The following is a 21,205-nucleotide window of genomic DNA, read 5'->3' on the forward strand; positions in this document are numbered from 1 at the left end:
CACGGGGCCGCGCCCGGGCGGGCGCGGCCGGTGCGCCGTCAGCGGCGGTGCGGAACCACCCACTCCTTGGGGTCGCCCTCGGGATGGCCGGTGATTCCGGCGCCGATCTCCTGGAACCCGGCGAGCCGGTTCCGGACCGAGTCGGCGACGTAGTCCTCCAGCGACGCGGCGAGGCCCAAACCGATGAGGCCCTGCACGCGCGCGACGGCCTCCGGCGACAAACGGACGGCGACGTCGGCGCCGCTGCCCGCGATGCGTTCGATACTCATCCGCGGCACGCTACCGGCCCCCTCCGACACCGCCGCGGGGCCCGCCGGCGGACCCTTCGCGACTGTCCCATCCTGCCCGGGATCGCGGCCAAAATTACCCCCCAGGGTATCCTGGGGGGAGCGGCCGTCCGGCCGCGTCCTCAGGTTCCGGGAAGGATCGCCGCCGTGTGCCGTCGAGTCGCGTGTTCCAAGTGCGGAAAGGCCACCTACGCCGGGTGCGGTCAGCACGTCGACCAGGTCCTCTCCGGCGTGCCGAAGGCCCAGCGCTGCGCGTGCCCGCCGGAGCCCAAGCGCTCGTGGTGGCCGTTCCGACGCTGACGCGGGCGGCGCCGGCACAGCGAACCAAGAACACCGCAAAAACGAGCCACGGCCACCGCTTCCCGCGGTGGCTGTGGCTCGTCTGCATCCGGTTCTTCGGTCGGTTCGCTGCGGAAGGCCGCCCCTCGGCAGCACGGACAGCTCGCGCGGCCGTCGTCATCTGCTCCGCCGCCGACTCCACATCGGCAGCGTCCGCCCTGCCCGACCCGCGCCGCCGGACCGCGCCGGCGCTGCGGCGAGGCGGCGAGGCGGCGAGGCGGCGAGGTCGGACTGTGGGATCCGGACATGACCTTCTCCCCTTCCGGTGGGGCGGGCGAGCCGGGAACATACCCCGTGGGGGTATCAATTCCGCAAGGGCCCCGGACCCCGGATCTCTCTTCCGACTTTGCGCGCGGTCCCGCAGGATGGCGCCCGGCGCGCCTCCCCGGGCGCCGCCACGCACTGCCCGCAACTGCCGCCACGGAGGAAGAACATGCTGGTCATCAGCGGATTTCTGTCGTTCAAGCCGGAAGACCGCGACGAGGTCCTGGAGGGCCTCCTCGCGGTCAGCGAACTGAGCCGCCAGGACGCCGGCTGTGTCGAGTACTGGTGGGCCGAGGAGATCGAGCGCCCCAACACCTTCCGCTTCTTCGAGGCCTGGGAGACCCCCGAGCTGTTCGAAGCGCACCGCAAGATGCCGTACGAAGACGCGTTCAACGAGCGCTACCTGCCGAAGCTGATCGGCGTCGACGCCAACGTGTACGCGGTCACGACCCGCACGTCGGCCACGGGCGCGTAGCCTCCACCGCCGCCGTCCGCACCGAACCGCGGCCGGCGGCGCACTGGGGCCAGCCCCCGAACGGAACCGGGGTGCTGGCTCCAGTGCACAGGTACTTGTGCACTACGTAGCGTTACCTGCATGGCCACCACGCCGACCGACCCCGCCCCGGGCGGTCCCCCGCCCCGCGAGCTGAACGACCTCGCCGCCCTCAAGGTGCTCGCGCACCCGCGCCGCGGCCGCATCATGCGGCACCTCGCCGCGCACGGCCCCGCGACCTCCGCCGGCCTCGCCCGCGCCCTCGCGCTCAACACCGGCGCCACCAGCTACCACCTGCGCGAACTCGCCCGGCACGGCTTCGTCGAGGAGATCGACAGCCCGCACGGCCGGGAGCGCTGGTGGCAGGCCGTCCGCCAGGACCTCCGCTTCCCGCCGCGTGCCGCGCAGTCGCCGGAAATCCGGGCCGCCGTCGACGAGATGACCCGCCAGGCGTTCGCCGCCGACCTCGCCGACTTCGTCCGGCACCAGGACGCGACCGGCGCGGACGACCCATGGGCGGACACCCCGCACTCGCGCGGAACGATCCACGTCACCACCGAGGAACTCCGGGAATTCTTCGAAGAGTTCATCGCCCTGGTGAAGCGCTACAAGCGCCCGGACGGCGCCGCGGCACGGGACGTCCGCACCGTCCAGACCCGCTTCCTGGCCTTCCCCTCGCCTGACCCCGAGGCCCCCGAGACCTCCGAGTCCCCTGAGTCCTCTGAGCTCCCTGAGTCCCCTGAGCTCCCTTTGTCCCCTGAGTCCCCCGCATCGCCCGAGGAGGCGTGATGTTCGCCCTCGCCTGGTCGACCCTGCGCGCCCGCAAGGGCGGCTTCATCGGCGCGTTCGTCGCGCTCTTCTGCGCCGCCGCGCTCGTCACCGCGTGCGGTGCCCTCCTGGAGACCGGAATACGCGGCGGTATCCCCACCGAGCGCTACGCCGGCACCCCCGTGGTCGTCACCGCCGACCAGAACCTGCACTGGACGAAGCACAAGAAGGGCAAGGAGAAGGACAAGGCGAAGCCCCTCACCGAGCGTGCCTGGCTGGCCGCCGACACCGCCGACCGGCTCCGCGGCATCCCGGGCGTCGCCGCGGTGGTCCCCGAACTGACCTTCCCGGCGACCGTGTTCACCGCGGGCGGCACCCCGCTCGACGGGCCCGACGGCGGTCCGTCCTGGGGCCACGCCTGGGACTCCGCGGTCCTGACCCCGTTCAGCCTCTCCGCGGGCCAGGCACCGCGGGCCGCCGACGAGGTCGTCCTGGACGCCGGACTCGCCGCCCGCGCCGGCCTCGGCGTCGGCGCCCGGGTGACCGTCCAGTCCACCGGGGCGCCCGCCGTCTACCGCGTGTCGGGCCTCGCCACCCCCGCCGGAAAGCCCGAACTCACCCGGCAGTCCGCGCTGTTCTTCGCCGCTCCGGAAGCCGCCCGGCTCGCCGCGCACCCGGGCCAGGTGGCCGCCCTCGGCATCCGTCTGGCCCCCGGAGCCGACTCCGCCGAGGTCGCCGGCCACATCCGCACGACGCTGCGCGGCACCGGAGCGCAGGTCCGCACCGGCGACGACCGCGGCCCCGCGGAGTTCCTCGACGCCCGCAAGGCCCGCGTCACCCTCGTCAGCCTCGGCGGCGCGATGGCCGGCACCTCGCTGCTCGTCGCGATCCTCGTGGTGTCCGGCACCTTCGCCCTGTCGCTCCAGCAGCGCCGCCGCGAGGTCGCCCTGCTCCGTGCGGTCGGTGCCACGCCCAAGCAGATCCGCCGCATGGTCGGCCTCGAAGCGCTCCTCGTCGGCCTCGCGGCAAGCGCCGTCGGCACGTTCGCCGGACTCGGCCTGGCCCGTTGGATCTACGCCCGCTTCGTCGCGGTCGGCGCCATGCCCCGCACCCTCGACCTCACGCTCAGCCCCTTCCCGTTGCTCGCCGCCGTGCTGACCACCACACTGGCCGGCTGGGCCGCGGCGCGTATCTCGGCGCGGCGCCCGGCCCGTATCCGCCCGACGGAAGCCCTCGCGGACGCGGCGGTCGAGACACCCCGCCTGGGTGTCGTCCGCACGCTCCTGGGCGTGCTGCTCGCCGTCGGGTACGCCGTCCTGGTCCTGGTCGTGCGCGTCCTGCACACCGACGCCGCGGCAACGCCCGTGACCTTCCTCTCCGTCGTCCTCGCCGCGGGCGCCATCGCACTGCTCGGCCCGCTGCTTGCCCGCGCGGCAACCGCGGTGCTGGCCGTCCCGATGCGACTGGTCTCGCCGGTCGCCGGCCGGCTCGCGGCGAGCAACAACCGTGCCCGGGCCCAGCGGACCGCCGCCGTCGTCACCCCGCTCGCCCTCGCCGTGGCGATGAGCTCGACGATCCTGTTCGCCCAGACGACCGTCGCGCACGCCGCCGACGAGCAGGTCGCGGCCGGCAGCCGCGCCGACTACGTGGTCGCCTCCGCGGGCCCCGGCGTCCCGCGCAGCGCCGTGGACGCGGTCCGCGCCGTGCCGGGCGTGACCGCCGCCGCCGAGGTCGTGCACACCACCGTGCGGACCGGCGCGGACAAGTTCCCCGCGCAGGGCGTCACCGCCGCGGGCATCGACCGGGTCCTCGACCTGAAGACCACCGAAGGCCGGCTCGCCGACCTGTCCGACACCACGGTCGCGGTCAGCAAGGAAGTCCAGCGCCTCAAGCACGTTCACCCGGGCGACCCGCTGGTGGTCACCCTCGGCGACGGCACGAAGGTCCCGCTCACCGTCGCGGCCGTCTACGAACGCGGCCTCGGCTTCGGCGACCTGACGATGTCCCGCGACCTGGTCGCGGCGCACGTCGACAACCCGCTGGCCGCGCAGGTCCTGGTGGTCGCCGACAGCCCCCGCGCCGTACTGGACGCCGCCGTCCGCGCCGTCCCGGGCATGCGGGTCCTCGACCGGGCCGAGGTCGACGCGGTGCGCAAAGACCAGCAGAGCACGCAGGCGCAGATCAACTACGTGGCCATGGGCCTGATCATCGCCTTCACCGCCATCGCCGTGGTCAACACGCTGGTCATGGCCACCGCGGCCCGGTCCCGCGAGTTCGCGCTGATGCGGCTGGTCGGCATGACCCGGCGGCAGATCCTGCGCATGGTCCGCTGGGAGACCCTGATGACCGCGCTGGTCGCCATCGCGCTGGGCACGGCGGTGGCGTGGGCCACGCTGAGCGCCTACGCGACCGGCATGACCGGCTCGGGCACCCCCTCCATCCCGCTCCTCGGTTACGCCGCGATCGTCGCGGCGGGCGCGGCCCTCGCCCTCGCCTCGACCGCACTGCCCGCCCGGCTCGCGCTGCGCACCCGGCCTGCGGACGCGATCGGCACCAAGGAATAGGGAGCCAGGACGCACACGTCGGTGGGGCAGGCCGCGAAGGCCTGCCCCACCGACGTACGTTCAGCTCCCGCCGAGATAGGCGTCCCGCACGGCCTGGTTCGCCCGCACCTCCGCCGGAGTGCCCTCGGCAAGCACCGTGCCCAGGTTGAGCACGACGACCCGGGAGGCGAGCCCCATGACGAAAGCCACGTCGTGCTCGACCAGCAGCACCGCGCAATGCTCGTGCTCGACCAGCCGCCGGACGACCTCGCCGAGCCACCCGCTCTCCGTCTGCGACATCCCCGAGGCGGGTTCGTCGAGCAGCAGCACCCGCGGGGTATCGACCACGGCACGCGCGAGTTCGACCATCCGCGCCTGGCCGACGGGCAACGTGCCCGCGTGGACGTCCCGCAGTTCGGCGAGCCCGCACAGGTCGAGGACCTCCTCGGCCCGTGCCCGCCGCTCCCGCTCGCGGCGGCGCCGGGACGGCAGCGCCAGCAGGTCCGCCGCGATGCCGCCGCCTCCGCCGCGCCATTCCTCGGCCACGATCAGGTTGTCGAGCACGGTCAGCCGCCCGAACAACTGCTGCCGCTGGAACGTCCGCCGCATCCCGTGCCGGGCCCGCCACACGGGACCGCGCGCCGACACGTCGGCGCCGCCGAACTCCACGACGCCGGAATCCGGCCGCCGGATGCCCGACAGCACGTCGAACAGCGTCGTTTTGCCCGCGCCGTTGGGGCCGATGAGCCCGCACACCTCGCCGGGACGCACCTCCACGCTGACGTCGTCGAGCGCGGTGATGCCGCCGAACCGCACTCCGACGTGCGCGGCCCGCAGCACCGCCGCCGAGCCGGGACCCGCCAAGGGAGCCTCGGTGCCGAGTTGCGTCATGCCGGCGTCACCTCGTCCCGCACTGCCGCGGCCGTCCGGTCGGTCCGCTCGCGATCCGCGGTTTCGATGCCGAGATACGCGGCGGTCAGCCGTGCTTCGTCGACCTCGGCGCGGGGCCCGCGCCAGGACACGCGGCCGACGCTCATGAACGCCACCTCGTCCGCGACCGTGAGGATCTCCGACGCCTTCTCCTCCACGAGCAGCAATGCCACTCCCATATCCCGGAGTTCGACGACGAACCGAAAAATCTCCTCGACCACCAGCGGCGCCAAGCCGAGCGACGGTTCGTCGGCAATCAGCACGCGCGGCGGGCGCACCAGCAGCGGCGCGATCGCGAGCTGCTGCTGTTCGCCGCCGGACAGCGATCCGGCGGGCACCTTGCGTCGCGCGGCCAGGCCCGGGAAGCGTTCGTACACCCGGGCGCGTTCGTCGGCGGAACGCAGCCACATCGTCAGGTTCTCGTCGATGGTGAGCGACGGGAAGATGCCGCGTCCCTCCGGCGCGAGCAGCACACCGTCACGGGACCGGCGCACTGCCGACAGCCGCGTGATGTCGCGCATCACGCCGCCCTGGCCCGCGAGTTCCACGGTGCCCGAGGTCGGGACGACGAGCCCGGCAGCCACCGCACACGTCGTCGACTTGCCCGCGCCGTTGGCGCCGAGCAGCGCCAGGATCGATCCGGCACGGACGTCCAGGTCGACGCCGTGCAGCACTTCGACATCGCCGTAGCCGGCCCGGATGCCGCGCAGGCGCAGCAGCACATCCGCGTCGTGCTCGTTCGCCGCGGCGGGTTCCTCCGGCTGCTCGGCCACCGCGACGCGCGGCTTGGGGACCGACGGTTTGCCGCCCCCGCCGATGCGGGCCCGCAGGGTGTGTCCGGCCTCGGCCATCTGCACGCACCAGCCCTCCGGGTTCCCGGCGAGCGCCAGGCCCGCAAGACCGAACAGGATGACGGGGACGTGCGGCGATGAGGTGACGTACTCCTCCATGACGTGCGGGAACAGCCCGAACGTCAGCCCGGCCACCACCGCGAACTGCGGGCGCCGGATCCCGGCGGCGACCACGATCGCCAACCACACCAGACCGTTCATCGCGGTGAACTCACCCGCCGTGATCCGGGTGTTGAACGACGCCCAGAACACGCCGCCGAACCCGGCGATCCCCGCGGAGATCGCGAACAGCGCGAGCTTCGTCCGCACGATCGACACCCCGGACGCCATCGCCGCGGGCGGCGCGGACCGCACCGCGAGCATGGCCCGGCCGGACGCGGAGTTCTCCAGGTTCCGGACCAGCACCACCACAGCCGCGACGATCACCAGCAGCGCCAAGCCGAGCGCCCGGTCGTCGTTCAGGTCGACCGGCCCGATCACCGGCCGCGGGACGGCCCACCCGGCGTCGCCGTTGCGGAACCACCGCATCTGGAAGAGCACTTGGTCGCCGAGAAACGCCAACGCCAATGTCGCCAGCGCGAGCATCCGCCCGGACAGCCGCAGCGCGGGCAGCGCCACCACCACGCCGAGCACGACGGCCACCAGCGTCCCCACGACCAGCGCGAGGAAGAACGACACCCCGTGGCTCATCAGCAGCCCCGCGGTCAGCGCCGACGCCGTCACGAATGTGGCCTGGGCCAGGCTCACCATTCCGCCGAGCCCGGTCACCACGGTGAACGACAGGAACACCAGTGCGGCGGCGAGCCCTTGCGCGATGAGGCCGATCCAGAACGCGGTGGTCCAGGTGTAGAGGCTCACCGCGGCGAACAGCCACGCGGCGATCCACGGCGCCCAGCGCCGCAGCGGCGGCATCCCCGCCAGGTAGTCGGGCGGCGGCGCGTCGACCGCCGCGGTGCCCGCGCTGCGCTTGGACCGCGACAGCACCAGCAAGCCGACGAACAGCAGCACGAACGGCACCGACGTGCGGAACCCGGTGATCTTCTCGGTCCACGACGGCGCGTAGCCCGCCACCAGGTTCTGCACGACGCCGAGCAGCAGGCCGCCGCCGAACGCGATGGGCACCGACTTGAAGCGGCCGAGGACCGCGGCGGCCGCGGACACGAACAGGAACAGCGTGTAGTCGACCGAACTGAGCGACAGCATCGGCACGGCCAGCACGCCGACCGCGCCCGCGAGGCCCGACGAGATCATCCAGGCGATCCCGGACAGCCGGTCGGCACTGACCCCGCGCAGTTCGGTCAGCGTGCGGCTGTCCACGGACGCGCGCAGCCGCAGCCCGAGCGGCGTGTGCCGCATGAGGATCCACAGCGCGATCGCCACGACCGCGGTGACGATCCAGGTGATGAGCTGGTCCGAGTCGATGCCCACGCCGTGCATGAGCTTCCAGTGCTTCGCCGGGCTGGGCCCGACCCCGGGCAGCCCGAACTGGTTCTCGGCGGGCGCCAGATCGACGCCCGCGTCGGTGAGCAGCTTGACGATCCACAGCCCGAGTGCGGGCAGCGCCACGAGCAGGCCGATGGTCGCGACGATCTGCGGGATCTCGCCGAGCGCCGCCAGTCTGCGGAACATGACGCGGTCGAGCAGCAGCCCGAGAGCGGGCGCGAACACGAAGACGGTGGCCAGCGCGGCGGGCACCGCGGGCCAGCCGAGCCCTTCGTGGAGTTCGTAGAACGTGAGCGCGGACAGGAAAGCGGTGGCCCCGTGGGCGAAGTTCAGCACTCCCGAGGCCGAGTAGGCGAGGACCAGGCCGGAGGCCAGCAGGGCGTAGATCGCCCCGGTGACCAGGCCGCTGATGACGAACGCGACGAACTCGTTCATGTGCCGGTGACGCTCCCTCGACGGTCGGCGTACGACGGGGACGGGGTCCCGGCCCGCCCGACACGCCGGGGTGCGGCGGCCGGACCGGGATCCCTGCCGGGGCACCGGGGCCCCGGCGGCACCGTCAGGTGAACGGCACGGTCGGGTAGCACTTGTAGGGCGCGGTGATCCGGTACTGGTCGCTCTTGAGCTGCACCATCGCGCCGCAGCCGAAGGAGTCCTTCCGGCCCTGCGGGAACTTGCGGTCGCCGACCAGGGCGTAGCTGTCCTGGAAGTTCTGCGCGGCGGCCTGGTACGAGTCGACGGTGAGGTTCGGCCCGGCCTTCCTGGCGATGGACACGAACAGGTCCGCGGAGTTCCAGCCGACCATCATCGACTGGTTCCACTCGGTCACCGGCGAGCCGTTCGCCTTGGAGATGTACTCCTTGAACTTGGCCATATCCGGGGCGTCCGACTCGAACGGCATGTTCTGCACGAACACCTGGACGTCCTGCAGCGCGTCCTTCGACGACGCCTGCTTGAGCAGCGCCGGGTCGTAGTCCGTCGCGTCGGTGAGCATGCCCTGGTAGCCGGCCCGCTTGAGCGCGGTGAACAGGCCGATGTTCGCGGGAGTCTGCATGATCGACACGACCACGTCGGGTGCTTTGCCGTTGTTGCTCGACATGATCTCGTTCACCCACGGGCTCCAGTCCGTGGGCACCGTCTGCCCGGGCACCGTGGCCTTCGCGTACGAGACCGTGAAGCCGCCGGGCGGGAAAGCCACTTGGTAGGTCCGCAGGCCGAACTTGCCCGCGTCGGTGTCCTGGCTGATCAGCGCCACGCTCTTGCCCTGCGCATTGCCGCCCAGGACCGCCGTGATCAGGCCCGGCCACGAGGTGTTGACGCTGCCGCCGGGGCCCGGGACCAGGCAGCCGTTGTAGCCCATGCCGTATTCCTTCTGGCAGAACGCGGGCAGCGTGCCCCACCCGATGTAGGGCACCTTGTTCTGCTGGAGGAAGTCGGCCGAGCCGGAGATCGTCGTGGTGTTCACCGGGACGACCGCGAACACCTTGTCCTGCTGCACGAGTTTGCGCACCGCCGTGACGGTCCGGGCAGGGTCCTGCCCGTCGTCTTCGGCGCCGATGTAGTCGATCTTGCGGCCGTTGACGCCGCCTTCGTCGTTGGCCAGCATGAAGCGGGCCTTCGCGCCGAGGTCGGTGTCCTTCTTGGTGTAGCCGGATGCCGAGGTCTTGGAGACCACACCGCCGATTTTGATCGGGTCGGTGGACCCCGGACCGCTCGCGGCCTGACTGCCCTGCGGGGCATCGGATTTCTTCGCCGTCGACGAGTTGCAGCCGGCCACCAGCAGGACCGGCACGAGCACCAGCCCCGCGGCGCGCAGGAGACGTGGCATGAATTCCCCCTCACGGACCGCCGGGACGGTGCCTGGCGGAATTCGGTCGTTCACCTGACGGAGACGGATCGGACGAGATCGTTTCCAGTGCGGTGCTGCCGTACGTGATGTGCGAGAACTGCCGTGCGGAACCCGTTCCGCAGTGCCCTCACCGGGCGCCCGCGGCCGGGCCGACACGCCTCCCCCGGGCGGCATGTCGATCAAACGACTGGCTGAGATTGGTGATTCTGTGCCCGGCCTGACGCATCGTCAAGAGCCGTTGCGGGACAGAGATGTCCTCCGTTGATGACCTGGCAGGGGCACCCCGCGCCGGCTGAGGACCCCACCCCGGTCCGGCCGAGACCGGCCTCGGGTCCGGATCAGGCCCCGTGCACGGGCGCGGCGAACGCACCCACCAGGAAGTCCGCGAGCCGGTCGACCAGCACCGCGTCGTCCTCGGACGCGTGCCGGCGCAGCCACTCGCGCACCGCGCCCTGCCGCAGCACCCGGTTCATCAGGTCCTTCGCCACGCCGAACCGGAACATCAGGACCTCGTGCGGGACTTCCGGCAGCGTGCGGGCCAGCACCGCGACGTAGCGCGCGGTGAGCGGGTCGAGTTCGTCGGTGATCAGGTGCATCGACCGCGGGTGTTCGCCGACGGCGACCAGGAAGCCCAGGTAGTGGTGCCCGCCGCCGCGGCGGTCGCGGCTCAGTTCGACGGTCGGCAGCAGCAGCGCCTCGACCACGTCGCGCAGCGCGGGCCGGTCGTCGGCCTCCAGATCGGCGAGCAGCCGTTCGCGGCGCACGCCGAGATCCGCCATGCGGCTGTGCAGGATCGCCGCGATCAGGTCCTGCTTGGACCCGAAGTGGTAGTGGACGGCGGCACTGTTCGCGTCCGCCGCGCCGGTGATGTCGCGGACCGAAACGCCGTCGATGCCATTCTTCGCGAACAGCCGCTCGGCGGTGCGCAGCAGCTTGGCCCGGGTCGCATTGCCCGAGCTGTTGCCGTTCCGGGGATTCGCGGCGGCCGCCCCACCCGCCCGCGCGCTACTGGACATGGCGACAACTGTAGAGCCAGGCGGACCACGCCGATGATCCCGGTCGCGCCGCCCTCGCACGCCCCTCCGTACCCGCCCGGCGACTCCCGCCGACGATGCCCCGCACGCCCGTCCACCCCCGCGAGATGACCCGGCCATCACCCGTTAGTGTGACGGACATCACGGTTTTGACTGGAAATCGTTTTCACGAGCGTCCGAAAACAAGCCCTGCATTCTATGTGATATTTTACTGAAACCCGGTTTCGGCACGTCGCGAAATGCCGCTCCCGAGGCCGCCCGGCCGGCCTCCGAGCCCCCTCGCGCACCACGCCGGGCCCCGATCCACCCGGCAATCCGCAGGTCGGCGCACGAAAAAGCGCCGCCCCTCGGATCCGGCGGGATCCGAGGGGCGGCACTCAAGACAACGGCTGATGCAGGTGGGCCCTGCCTCGGCTTAGGCCTCGCTGCGCTGCTGCGGGATGCCCGCGAGCAGGGCGCGGACCTCCGCCTCGCGGTAGCGGCGGTGGCCACCGAGAGTGCGGATCGACGTGAGCTTGCCGGCCTTGGCCCAGCGCGTGACCGTCTTGGGGTCGACGCGGAACATGGTGGCAACCTCGGCCGGCGTCAGCAGCGGCTCGGCATCAGGCGTACGAGCGGTCATGAGCGGCCTCCTCGGAAGAACCGAACCCAGCGCGGTTCTTTCTTCAAATTCTGCACCTTGACCCCCGATGTCCGAAATGGTTCTCGAGGGCCAAGTCGGTTATAGGACGAACGGCTTGTCCTTCACAGTACAAGTACACCATCCGACGGCCCCGGTTGGCCAAACCGCCGGAATTGGCATCGCAGCACCCAACCGGCGCGTTCCCGAAGAGCCACACATAGCGGACAGTCACCCGTGCGTGACAAAGAGTCACTTCCGGCCGACCGGCCCCGTGCGTGCCCTCGGGCCACATCGACAACCGCAGGTCGCACCCGTGGGCGACCTGCGGTGGAGCTGCTGTGAGAGACATCCGGTGAACCAAGAGCAAAGCGCTCTTTGTCCGATTCATCATATACGAACCATTCGGAGCCGTATGCGCGGTATGAGATGTTGATCTCAGAAAACCGCGCGTTCTTGACGAATGGTCCGCTCAGCTCGCGTGCTCCAGCGCCCGCACCGCGGACCACCGCTCGGTGATCCGGCGGTACGCCTCCGACGCACGCGCTCCGTCGCCGGCCGCCAACGCGGCCAAGCCCTCGGAAACGTACTCCGCCGTCCGCTCGTCCGCGAGGTCCCCCGTGGGAATCAATCGCACCAGCCCGCCGAAGTCCAGCTCCACCATCGCGCGCGGATGGAACTCCTCCAACCACCGTCCGGTGTCCTCCAGACCGGTGATCAGCGCGCCCTCCTCGAGGGTGTCCCGGAGCACCCGGAGCGCCCGCGCCACCCGCCGCCGCGCCTGCACCATCGGCGTGCGGTAGTACAGCTCCCACCCGCCCGCGGCCCCGGCACCGTCGCCGTCCGGCTCCACCAGCACCCGCTCGTCCTGCGCGAACAGCACGAACCAGCGCATCGGCACATGCCAGGTGCTGCTGTGGATGTGCGGCTGCACGTCCGGGTTCTCCAGCCGCCACCGCTCGTGGTCGGCCTGCGCCTGCGCCAGCACCAGGCCCGGGAAGAACGCGTTCTGCACGACCTCCGGATAGTCCCGGCGCATTTCGGCCATCGCCGTCCAGCACCGCAGCCGGGTCTGCCGCGGGCACACCAGCGGGATGCCGTCCAGCTCGGCGACGTACGCGTCCTCGCTCTCGTGCGGCGGTGCCGGCTCCGGCGGCGTCGCCAGGATGCCTTCCAGCGAGGCCTGCTGCTCCTCGGCGGTCAGCTCCGCCGTGCCGCCCGCGCCCCACACGCGGCGCGTGTGGACGTCCCGCACGTAGTTCGCCCAACGCGAGCGCTCCGGCTCCGGGAACGCCGCGAGCGGCTCGTAGACGCGCAGGTACGCCGAATAGGGGGCCACCACCGAAGTCCGCACGACGGCATCGTTGCACGGCACGGTGATTCCGCGGTGCCGCCCCCGCACAGCACCCCCGCGGTCCTAGGGTTGGGGCAGACGCCCGCGACCACCCATCCGCGGGCCGGACTCGGGAGTCACCACAGTGACGACAAGCACCACGGGCACCACGACGCGGACCGGCACCCCGGGACCCGTATTCGGCAGGGGCACCGGCCACGAGCAGGTGGTTTTCTGCCAGGACGAGGCGAGCGGCCTGCGCGCCGTCATCGCGATCTACTCCACCGCCCTGGGCCCCGCCCTCGGCGGCACGCGGTTCTACCCCTACGCGACCGAGGACGAGGCCGTCGCGGACGTCCTCAACCTCGCCAAGGGGATGGCCTACAAGAACGCCCTCGCCGGGCTCGACCACGGCGGCGGCAAGGCCGTGATCATCGGCGACCCGAAGCGCGACAAGACCGAAGCGCTGCTGCGGGCCTACGGCCGCTTCGTGCAGTCCCTCGGCGGGCGCTACGTGACCGCCTGCGACGTCGGCACGTATGTCGAGGACATGGACGTCGTCGCCCGCGAATCCGCCTTCGTGACGGGCCGCTCGCCGGACTCGGGCGGCGCCGGGGACTCCTCCGTCCTGACCGCCTACGGCGTCTTCCAGGGCATGCTGGCGAGCGCCGAGCGCCTGTGGGGCACGCCGTCGCTGCGCGGCCGCCGGGTCGGCATCGCCGGCGTCGGCAAGGTCGGCCGCCACCTGGCCGCCCACCTGCTCGAGGACGGCGCCGAGGTGCTGGTCACCGACGTCGACAAGGACGCCGTCGCCCGACTGCGCGAGAAGCACCCGCAGATCGCCGTGGCACCCGACACCGACACGCTGGTCCGCGACGCGATCGACGTGTACGCGCCGTGCGCCCTCGGCGGCGCGCTCGACGACCGCACGGTCGAAGACCTCGCCGCCAAGATCGTCTGCGGCGCGGCCAACAACCAGCTCGCCCACGCCGGTGTCGACAAGGCGCTCGCCGACCGCGGCATCCTCTACGCGCCCGATTTCGTGGTGAACTCCGGCGGTGTCATCCAGGTCGCCGACGAACTGCACGGCTTCGACTTCGACCGGGCCAAGCGCAAGGCATCCGGCATCCGGGCGACGACCGCCCGGGTGTTCGCGCTGGCCGACGAGGAAGGCGTCCCGCCCGCGGTCGCGGCCGACCGGCTCGCCGAACGGCGCATGGCGGATGTGGGTCGTCTGCGCGGGATCTACCTTGGAAGCTGAATCACACGGTATCGTCAGCCTCGGCAAAGGACCTGCGATCAGGCCCCTGACCAGCCGGAACAGAGGTACCGGGTCGGGGTCCGAGCCCACCTGTCACCCATGCGACGTACCGTCGCGCCGCGGAAGCAGGTACCGTTAATGCTCCAAGGGGCGGTTTCCGTATTTGGATGAACCGTCTCTGATCGTGAACGCGTGTCAAGACCCGGGGCCGTGAGCCCCGTCGTTGAGGGGGTCGAGCCATGGGGCGCGGCCGGGCCAAGGCCAAGCAGACAAAGGTCGCCCGCCAGCTGAAGTACAACAGCGGCGGAACGGACCTGAACCGTCTGGCCGAAGAGCTGGGCGTGTCGTCAACCGAGGAGCCGCAAGGCGTCCAACCGGATGACGAGGCGTACGAAGACCAGCTCGACGATCCCTACGCGGCGTATGCGGACTATTACAACGATGACGACGACGAGGACGACGCGGGCCCTTCAGGCCGGCGCTGACCCCGTCGCGGATTTCGTGTGACGGTCCGCCGCCCGTGTGAGGGGTGAAGCAGCACCCAAGCGGTCCGGGACCCGGCAGGGTCCCGGACCCTTTGTGCTGCCGTCGCTTCGCCAGGACGACGGTCCCACCGCCGTGCGCGGCGGGATGCGCCGCCCGTGCCGGTCCTCCGGCGCCGGGCGGCTCTTCGTCGTGCGCGCGTGCAGGCACGGGCGCCGGGTCAGCCCGCGTACGCCCCCTCCAGGACCGCCTGGCCGGTGCCCGCGGTGATCCCCCCCAGGACCCACGCGGGGACCCCGCGCTCGGCCAGGACCGCAAGCGCCGCGTCGGCGGCGTCGGCGGCGACCACAGCGACCATGCCGACGCCCATGTTGAGGGTCTTCTCCAGCTCCGGAAGCGCGACCTTGCCGACCTCACCGACCAGCGAGAACACCGCCGGAAGCGCCCACGTGGCGCGATCCAGGCGGGCATCCAGGTGGGCGGGCAGCACCCGCGCCAAATTGGCCGCGAGGCCGCCGCCGGTGACGTGCGAGAACGCGTGCACCTCGGTGCGGCGCGCCAGGTCGAGGCAGTCGAGCGAGTAGATGCGGGTCGGCTCCAGCAGCTCCTCGCCGAGCGTGCGGCCGAACTCCGGCACGTCCCGGTCCAGCTCCCAGCCCGCCTGGGCGAGGAACACGTGGCGGACCAGCGAGTACCCGTTCGAGTGAAGTCCGGACGCGGCCATCGCGATCACCACGTCGCCGTCCCGGACCCGATCGGCACCGAGCAGGCCGTCCGCCTCGACGACGCCGGTGCCGGCGCCCGCGACGTCGTACTCGTCCGGCGCCAGCAGGCCCGGGTGCTCGGCGGTCTCGCCGCCGACCAGCGCGCAGCCGGCCAGCACGCAGCCCTCCGCGATGCCCTTGACGACCGCGGCGATCCGCTCCGGCACGACCTTGCCCGTGGCGATGTAGTCGGTCATGAAGAGCGGCTCGGCACCGCACACGACCAGGTCGTCGACGACCATGCCGACCAGGTCGCGGCCGATCGTGTCGTGCTTGTCCATGCGCTGCGCGATGGCGACCTTGGTGCCGACGCCGTCGGTCGAGGTGGCCAGCAGCGGCCGCTCGTACCGCTTGAACGCGGACGCGTCGAACAGGCCGGCGAAGCCGCCGATACCGCCCAGCACCTCGGGGCGGGAGGCCTTCGCGACCCACGTCTTCATCAGCTCGACGGCGCGGTCGCCGGCCTCGATGTCGACGCCGGCGGCGGCGTAGGTGGAGCCCGGAGAGGCGGGGGTGTCGGTCACGGCGGTGCGGCCCTTTCGGGTCGGGGTGGTACGCGGGGATCAGGCGGTTCGGCGGATCTTCGGCGGCTCGGGCCCGGACACGGACGGCGCCGGCCGGGATGCGCCTGCGGGCCCCGCACGCGTTCGTGCGGGGCCTCCGGCTTCTAGGGGCGGCGCAGCGCGTCTTCGGCGCCCGCGCCCCCGAGCAGCGACTGGACGCCGTCCGCATCGCTGCGCACGGACTGCTCCAGGCCTTCGAGAAGGTGCTTGCCCAGACGCTCCGGGTCGGGCAGCTCGATCGGGTAGATCCCGTCGAAGCACGCCCGGCACAGGTTGTCCTTCGGGATGGTGGTGGCTTCCACCATCGCGTCGATCGAGATGTACGCGAGCGAGTCGGCGCCCAGCGACTTGGCGATCTCGTCGACCGACAGGCCGTTGGCGATCAGCTCGGCGCGCGTGGCGAAGTCGATGCCGAAGAAGCACGGCCACTTCACCGGCGGCGACGAGATGCGCACGTGCACCTCGGCGGCGCCCGCCTCGCGCAGCATGCGCACGAGCGCGCGCTGCGTGTTGCCGCGCACGATCGAGTCGTCGACCACGACCAGCCGCTTGCCCGCGATGACCTCGCGCAGCGGGTTCAGCTTGAGCCGGATGCCGAGCTGGCGGATCGTCTGGCTGGGCTGGATGAAGGTGCGGCCGACGTAGGAGTTCTTGACCAGGCCCTGGCCGAACGGGATGCCGGACTCTTCGGCGTAGCCGATGGCGGCGGGCGTCCCGGATTCCGGCGTCGGCATGACCAGATCGGCCTCGACGGGCGCCTCCATCGCGAGGCGGCGGCCCATCTCGACGCGGGCCGCGTGCACGCCGCGGCCGGCGATCGCGGTGTCGGGGCGGGCGAGGTAGACGTACTCGAAGACGCAGCCCTTGGGGGCGGCCTCCGCGAAGCGCTGGGTGCGCAGCCCGTGCTCGTCGATGGCGACCAGCTCGCCGGGCTCGATCTCGCGGATGAACGACGCGCCGACGATGTCGAGCGCGGCGGTCTCGCTCGCGGCGACCCAGCCGCGTTCCAGGCGGCCCAGCACCAGCGGGCGGATGCCCTGCGGGTCGCGGGCGGCGTACAGCGTGCCTTCGTCCATGAAGACCAGCGAGAACGCACCGCGGAGCTTGGGCAGGACCTGCATCGCGGCTTCTTCCAGCGACAGGTCCGGGTGGCCGGCGAGGAGGGACGCCAGCAGATCGGTGTCGCTGCTCGCCTCGATGCGGCCTTGGTAGGGGTAGTTCAGTTCGCCGCGGTCGGGGCCCTGCTCGGCGACCATGCGGGCCAGCTCACCGGTGTTGGTGAGGTTGCCGTTGTGGCCGAGCGCGATGCTCCCGGTCGCGGTGGCCCGGAACGTCGGCTGGGCGTTCTCCCAGACCGAGGATCCGGTGGTCGAGTAGCGGGCGTGGCCGACGGCCATATGGCCGCGCAGCGATCCCAGGGTCGCCTCGTCGAAGACCTGGGACACGAGGCCCATGTCTTTGAAGACGAGGATCTGGGAGCCGTTGCTCACCGCGATACCGGCGGATTCCGTACCGCGGTGTTGCAGTGCGTAAAGCCCGAAGTAGGTAAGTTTCGCAACCTCTTCGCCGGGGGCCCAAACGCCGAAGACACCGCAGGCGTCCTGCGGGCCCTTCTCGCCGGGGAAGAGATCGTGGTTGAGTCGTCCGTCGCCACGTGGCACGTTGTCGAGTCTAACCAGACGCCGCGCACCGGCAGGACCGAGGGCCTGGTTGGGCGCGGGGAACGGGCCGGTTGGCGGGGGCTTCGCCGCGGTCCGCTTTTCGCCGACGGGGTCGGGCACGGGGGGCTGCCACCTGCGGTGATCGCGCAGGGTTAGCGGCGGTCGCCGCCGAGCCTGGAGCGGGGTGTGCGGTGCGCCACAGGACGTGCGCACCGCCACCCCTCGACGATTCGCCGCCGCAGGTCAGCCCAGCAGCGGGAGCCACGGCGACAGGTCGGCGCGTTCGCCGCCGGCGCGGACCGTGCCGTCGTCGACCGCGGACACCCAGGTGAGCCGGCCTGCGGCGAGCCGCAGCCAGGTGCGGACGTCGGTCTCCACCACGTTGGGCGGGGTGCCCCGGGTGTGCTTGGGACCCTCCACGCACTGCACGACGGCGAACGGCGGGATGCGCACCTCGACGGAATGGCCGGGAGCGCGGACCGCGAGGACGTCGGCGAGGACCCGCGTGACGATCGCCAGCGCCTGGCGGTCGTGCGGGAACGCCGTCCCGGTGGCCCGCTCCAGGTCGTCGGCGTGCACGACGGCTTCGACGAGCCGCGTCACCAGCATGTCCGCGACCCGCATGGGGCCGACCCGGGTCACGGTGATCCGGGTGTCCGAGGTCTCCGCGAGCAGCTTGACGGTGTCCTCGACGTAGTCGGCCGGGGTGACGCCCTTCTCGGACAGCTCGGCGGCCATCAGCGCGATGGCCTCCGCGGCGGCCGCGGTGCCGCCGGCCCACTGCTCGACGGTGATGGGCTTGTCCGACGGGGTGGGCAGGGCGAGCCAGCGGGACACGGCCTCGACCCCGCCGCCGACATGCGCGACGAGGTCGGCGAGCGCCCACCCCTCCAGACCGGACGGCTCGGAGCGCCGGGCGGGATCGATCGCGTCGGTGAATTCGACGAGCGCGCGCCATTCGGCAAAGAGCGCGGCGCGCAGCCGGGCAGGGTCGATGGGGCGGATTCCGGGCGTGCGTGCGGCGGGCGGCATGAGCCGAAGGCTACGACCAAAAGCAGGGTTGGACGAACTGATTTCCCGATACCTGTGGGCGACCGAGGAATATCGCCGAGTTATCCACAGATTCGAGCGAATCTGCCGCGCCCGAGTCCGCACGGGACGGAAAAAGGCAACCATGGATTCAGTTGGTTTCTTCGGGATTCCCAACCGGGTTTTCGCCCCATCCGCCTGCCACCTTCCGTCTGCTCAGGAGCCTGGATATGTCCGCGTCCGCCGCACCCAGTCCTCCGTCTGGCCCCTCACCGGCCTCGGTCGCGCACGCGAGCGCACTTGCCCGCACCCTCGCCCGCACCGCCGACCGACTCGACGCCGACGCGGTCGCCCTCGCCGCCGCGGTACGCGCCCGGGCACCCCGCTGGCGCGGCCCCGCCGCCGACGCCTTCGCCCTGTACGCCCACACCACCGACGCGCTGCGCAGCACCGCCACGACGGAACTCCGCACGGCCGCGGGGCGACTCGAGGCGCATGCGCGGGGGTTGCAGGAGGCGAGGGCGCGAGGGGTGCCCTGAGCGGTTGGACGGGTGGCCACTTCGGGACGCTCGGAAGCCCGGGTGGTGCGGGCTTGCGGGCTCCTTCGGGCGGGCACGACTTGGGGTTCGCCGAACGCTCGACGGCGAGAGCACGCGAATGCGGTGCGAGCCGGCGGGAGTTCGCCTGCGAGCGCGCCTTCGGGCGGGCCGGGGGAGCGGTGCGCGCCGGGGGTGCGGAAGCTCGGTGTGGGCGGTGCGGCGCCGGGGTGGGCGGCCGCTGCGCCATCGGCGTGCGGCGGCGCCGTCCACCCGGCGGAACCACGCCGGCTGCCACACGGTCGGCGGGCACGCCCTACGGGCTGCGCCACCTGCGGGCCGCCGCGCGGAGGCGTCCGCCCTGCGCGCTCGGAGGTGGGTGAGCGCTGCGGGTGGAGCGCGTCGTCCCAGGCGCACCCGCCACCCCGCAGCGGTCGCACGCCCCGCGCCGCGCCATCCACCACGTCGGCGGCTCCGCCCGCTCGTCGTGCCGCGATGTCGGCGATCCACGCCGGAGCGCCGCCCATGAGAACCACTCGTCCGAATCCGCCGCGGCCCCTCGTGCAGCACGGTCCGCTCCACCCCGCATCCGCTCGCCCCGTCCTCGGCTTCGTCTCCCCTCGCCGTCCGCTGAACGTTCCCGGCCGGCGGCCGCCCTTCCGGAGGTGCGTCATGTCCACCGAACCGTTTCGTGTCGATCCCGCCGTGCTCGGTGAACTTGCCTCCGCGTTCGCGGCGTTCCGGGCCGGTGTCGGGGCGGCCTCGGCGGCCGCGGAGCAGGTCGCGGGGGATGCGGAGGCGGCGGCGAGCGCGCGGTGGAGCCCGGATACCTGGGCGTCCGCGCAGGCGTCCGTGGCGTCCGCCGTCGCGCTGCTGGAGCGGCTGGAGTCGTCCACCGACGCGGTTCCGGGGCTGCTGCGGTCGTGTGCGGAGGGGTACCTCGCGGGCGACCGGTTCGCGGCGGAGCTGCTGGCGGCGATTGCCGACGGGGCGCCGCCCGATCCGCCGCCTTTGCTGCTCGCCGAGCTGTCCCCGGCCGGCACGCCGCCGCCGGACGTGGACGTGCGTCCGCAGGCCGCGATCCTGCGGCCAGATCGGCCCGTACCCGTGCCGCCGTTCCGCCTCGACCGGCTCAGTGCGCCCGCGGTGGAGTTCGGTGCGCGCGTCGCGGGCATCACGGTCGTGTCGCCACCCGCGGTGCTGCGGCCGCCATCGCGGTGGTACGCGGCACCGGCCGCCGCCCGCACCTCCGGAGCCGCCGTGCCCGCCACCGACCCACCCGGCACGTCCTCGGCCGCGCTGACGCCCACGGACACGGGCGCCCGCGACACCGACACGCAACGTTCGGAGATCCTCCGCCGGGCCAAGCGCTGGTCCGACCTGGGGCTCGGCTACAGCATGTCCCGCACCTTCGAGGGCTATCGCACGGACTGCAGCGGCATGGTCTCCATGGCCTGGGGTCTCCCCGCGCCGGGGCTCACCACCGACACCCTCCACCAAGTCGCCCACCCGATCGGCAAGGACGCGCTGCTGCCCGGCGATGTCCTGGTCAACACCGCACCGGGCGCGGCGGGCCACACGCTGATCTTCGCGGGCTGGGCGGACGACGCCCACACCCGCTACTACGCGTACGAGGAGAGCGGCGGCAAAGGCGCCCACTACGGCACCGTCCCGTACCCCTACTGGTCCGGGCACGGCCTGTTCCGCCCCTTCCGTCTGGACGCGCTGGGGAAGTAGCGCTCCCAGCGGACCGGCGGACCGACCACGTCACGACCGGAGGCAACGGAACAGGAACTGGTGCAGATAGTCGTGGTGTTCGTCGCGGAAGCGGCTGTCGGGGTCGCCGTCGAGGCCGATCGGGCCCGGGCGGTTGCGGAACGGCTTGGTGGTGCCGACCGTCGCGAACGGGTCGATGCGGTGGAAGGCGTCGATGTACGCGTCGAGCATCGCCTGCGTGCGGCCGACGAACTCCGGCTCGGTGTCCTGGAACAGGCCGGGCGCCGTCGCGCCGACGAAGAAGGTCGTCGTCGCGGGTCGTGAAGACCTCGGCGTGGTGCGGAAGCGGGCGATTCACATGGCCCTGTGGATGATCGCCGCCGAGAAGCCGAAAACCCGGGGCCGCTCCGCGCGGAGCGACCCCGGGCCCGGTGCGTCC

Annotated in this window: 18 protein-coding genes; 7 read left to right on the forward strand and 11 right to left on the reverse strand. The window is 72.2% G+C overall.

All coding sequences use genetic code 11. The features are described 5' to 3' along the window. Positions 1-38 precede the first annotated feature (38 nt). A complete protein-coding gene (locus ACPA54_RS13085) occupies positions 39-269 on the reverse strand; it encodes a hypothetical protein (RefSeq protein WP_423529186.1) in 231 nt (76 codons plus the stop codon). Positions 270-1,059: 790 nt separating this feature from the next. Between ACPA54_RS13085 and ACPA54_RS13090 the strand changes: the two genes are divergently transcribed. The 3 genes from ACPA54_RS13090 to ACPA54_RS13100 all read left to right on the forward strand — a co-directional run bounded on the left by ACPA54_RS13090 (position 1,060) and on the right by ACPA54_RS13100 (position 4,715). Continuing rightward, entirely contained in the window at positions 1,060-1,365 is a 306-nt protein-coding gene (locus tag ACPA54_RS13090) for a putative quinol monooxygenase (protein ID WP_423529187.1), read from the forward strand. Positions 1,366-1,485: 120 nt separating this feature from the next. Then, a complete protein-coding gene (locus ACPA54_RS13095; protein WP_423529189.1) occupies positions 1,486-2,172 on the forward strand; it encodes an ArsR/SmtB family transcription factor in 687 nt (228 codons plus the stop codon). Then, positions 2,172-4,715, forward strand: coding sequence for an FtsX-like permease family protein (locus tag ACPA54_RS13100; protein WP_423529191.1), 2,544 nt, complete (start codon positions 2,172-2,174; stop codon positions 4,713-4,715). Before ACPA54_RS13095 ends, ACPA54_RS13100 begins: the two co-directional genes overlap by 1 nt. A 60-nt stretch (positions 4,716-4,775) precedes the next feature. On the opposite strand, the gene ACPA54_RS13105 is transcribed toward ACPA54_RS13100, so the two are convergent. The 6 genes from ACPA54_RS13105 to ACPA54_RS13130 form a co-directional block, all read right to left on the reverse strand. Beyond that, entirely contained in the window at positions 4,776-5,585 is an 810-nt protein-coding gene (locus ACPA54_RS13105) for an ABC transporter ATP-binding protein (protein ID WP_423529193.1), read from the reverse strand. Further along, positions 5,582-8,353, reverse strand: coding sequence for an ABC transporter permease subunit (locus tag ACPA54_RS13110; RefSeq protein WP_423529195.1), 2,772 nt, complete (start codon positions 8,351-8,353; stop codon positions 5,582-5,584). The genes ACPA54_RS13105 and ACPA54_RS13110 overlap by 4 nt, the downstream gene beginning before the upstream one ends. Positions 8,354-8,477: 124 nt before the next feature. Beyond that, positions 8,478-9,746, reverse strand: coding sequence for an ABC transporter substrate-binding protein (locus ACPA54_RS13115; RefSeq protein ID WP_423529197.1), 1,269 nt, complete (start codon positions 9,744-9,746; stop codon positions 8,478-8,480). Between the two features lie 359 nt (positions 9,747-10,105). Then, a complete protein-coding gene (locus tag ACPA54_RS13120) occupies positions 10,106-10,783 on the reverse strand; it encodes a TetR/AcrR family transcriptional regulator (RefSeq protein ID WP_423529199.1) in 678 nt (225 codons plus the stop codon). Between the two features lie 433 nt (positions 10,784-11,216). Beyond that, the gene (gene bldC, locus ACPA54_RS13125) at positions 11,217-11,423 is read right to left on the reverse strand and encodes a developmental transcriptional regulator BldC (protein WP_003949541.1); all 207 of its coding nucleotides are present in this window, start codon (positions 11,421-11,423) and stop codon (positions 11,217-11,219) included. A 469-nt stretch (positions 11,424-11,892) separates the two neighbouring features. After that, on the reverse strand, positions 11,893-12,774 hold the full coding sequence (locus ACPA54_RS13130) for a DUF8083 family protein (protein WP_423529201.1): 882 nt from the start codon (positions 12,772-12,774) through the stop codon (positions 11,893-11,895). A gap of 124 nt (positions 12,775-12,898) precedes the next feature. Between ACPA54_RS13130 and ACPA54_RS13135 the strand changes: the two genes are divergently transcribed. Together ACPA54_RS13135 and ACPA54_RS13140 are read left to right on the forward strand one after the other, a co-directional pair. Then, complete coding sequence (locus ACPA54_RS13135) at positions 12,899-14,014, forward strand: Glu/Leu/Phe/Val family dehydrogenase (RefSeq protein WP_423529203.1); 1,116 nt, start codon at positions 12,899-12,901, stop codon at positions 14,012-14,014. A 239-nt stretch (positions 14,015-14,253) separates the two neighbouring features. Beyond that, entirely contained in the window at positions 14,254-14,499 is a 246-nt protein-coding gene (locus tag ACPA54_RS13140; RefSeq protein ID WP_345674185.1) for a DUF3073 domain-containing protein, read from the forward strand. Positions 14,500-14,717: 218 nt separating this feature from the next. Here the strand turns inward: ACPA54_RS13140 and purM are convergent, their stop codons facing one another. From purM to ACPA54_RS13155, 3 genes are all read right to left on the reverse strand, one after another. Beyond that, positions 14,718-15,785 carry a phosphoribosylformylglycinamidine cyclo-ligase gene (gene purM / locus ACPA54_RS13145; RefSeq protein ID WP_423529205.1) on the reverse strand — a complete coding sequence of 356 codons (1,068 nt, stop codon included), beginning with the start codon at positions 15,783-15,785 and terminating at the stop codon, positions 14,718-14,720. Between the two features lie 143 nt (positions 15,786-15,928). Continuing rightward, positions 15,929-17,485 (reverse strand): amidophosphoribosyltransferase, encoded by a 1,557-nt coding sequence (gene purF, locus ACPA54_RS13150; protein ID WP_423529207.1) that lies wholly within the window; start codon positions 17,483-17,485, stop codon positions 15,929-15,931. Between the two features lie 243 nt (positions 17,486-17,728). Beyond that, entirely contained in the window at positions 17,729-18,517 is a 789-nt protein-coding gene (locus tag ACPA54_RS13155; protein ID WP_423529209.1) for a maleylpyruvate isomerase family mycothiol-dependent enzyme, read from the reverse strand. A gap of 227 nt (positions 18,518-18,744) precedes the next feature. Here ACPA54_RS13155 and ACPA54_RS13160 point away from each other — a divergent pair, with 227 nt between their 5' ends. Together ACPA54_RS13160 and ACPA54_RS13165 are read left to right on the forward strand one after the other, a co-directional pair. Further along, positions 18,745-19,053 carry a hypothetical protein gene (locus tag ACPA54_RS13160; protein WP_423529210.1) on the forward strand — a complete coding sequence of 103 codons (309 nt, stop codon included), beginning with the start codon at positions 18,745-18,747 and terminating at the stop codon, positions 19,051-19,053. 669 nt (positions 19,054-19,722) lie between these two features. Then, on the forward strand, positions 19,723-20,787 hold the full coding sequence (locus tag ACPA54_RS13165) for a hypothetical protein (RefSeq protein ID WP_423529212.1): 1,065 nt from the start codon (positions 19,723-19,725) through the stop codon (positions 20,785-20,787). A 30-nt stretch (positions 20,788-20,817) separates the two neighbouring features. Here ACPA54_RS13165 and ACPA54_RS13170 read toward each other — a convergent pair whose 3' ends face one another. Continuing rightward, entirely contained in the window at positions 20,818-20,997 is a 180-nt protein-coding gene (locus ACPA54_RS13170; protein ID WP_423529214.1) for a hypothetical protein, read from the reverse strand. Positions 20,998-21,205: the final 208 nt, after the last annotated feature.

The sequence above is a fragment of the Uniformispora flossi genome (assembly GCF_049534875.1).
Taxonomy (GTDB): Bacteria; Actinomycetota; Actinomycetes; order Streptomycetales; family Streptomycetaceae; genus Yinghuangia; species Yinghuangia aomiensis.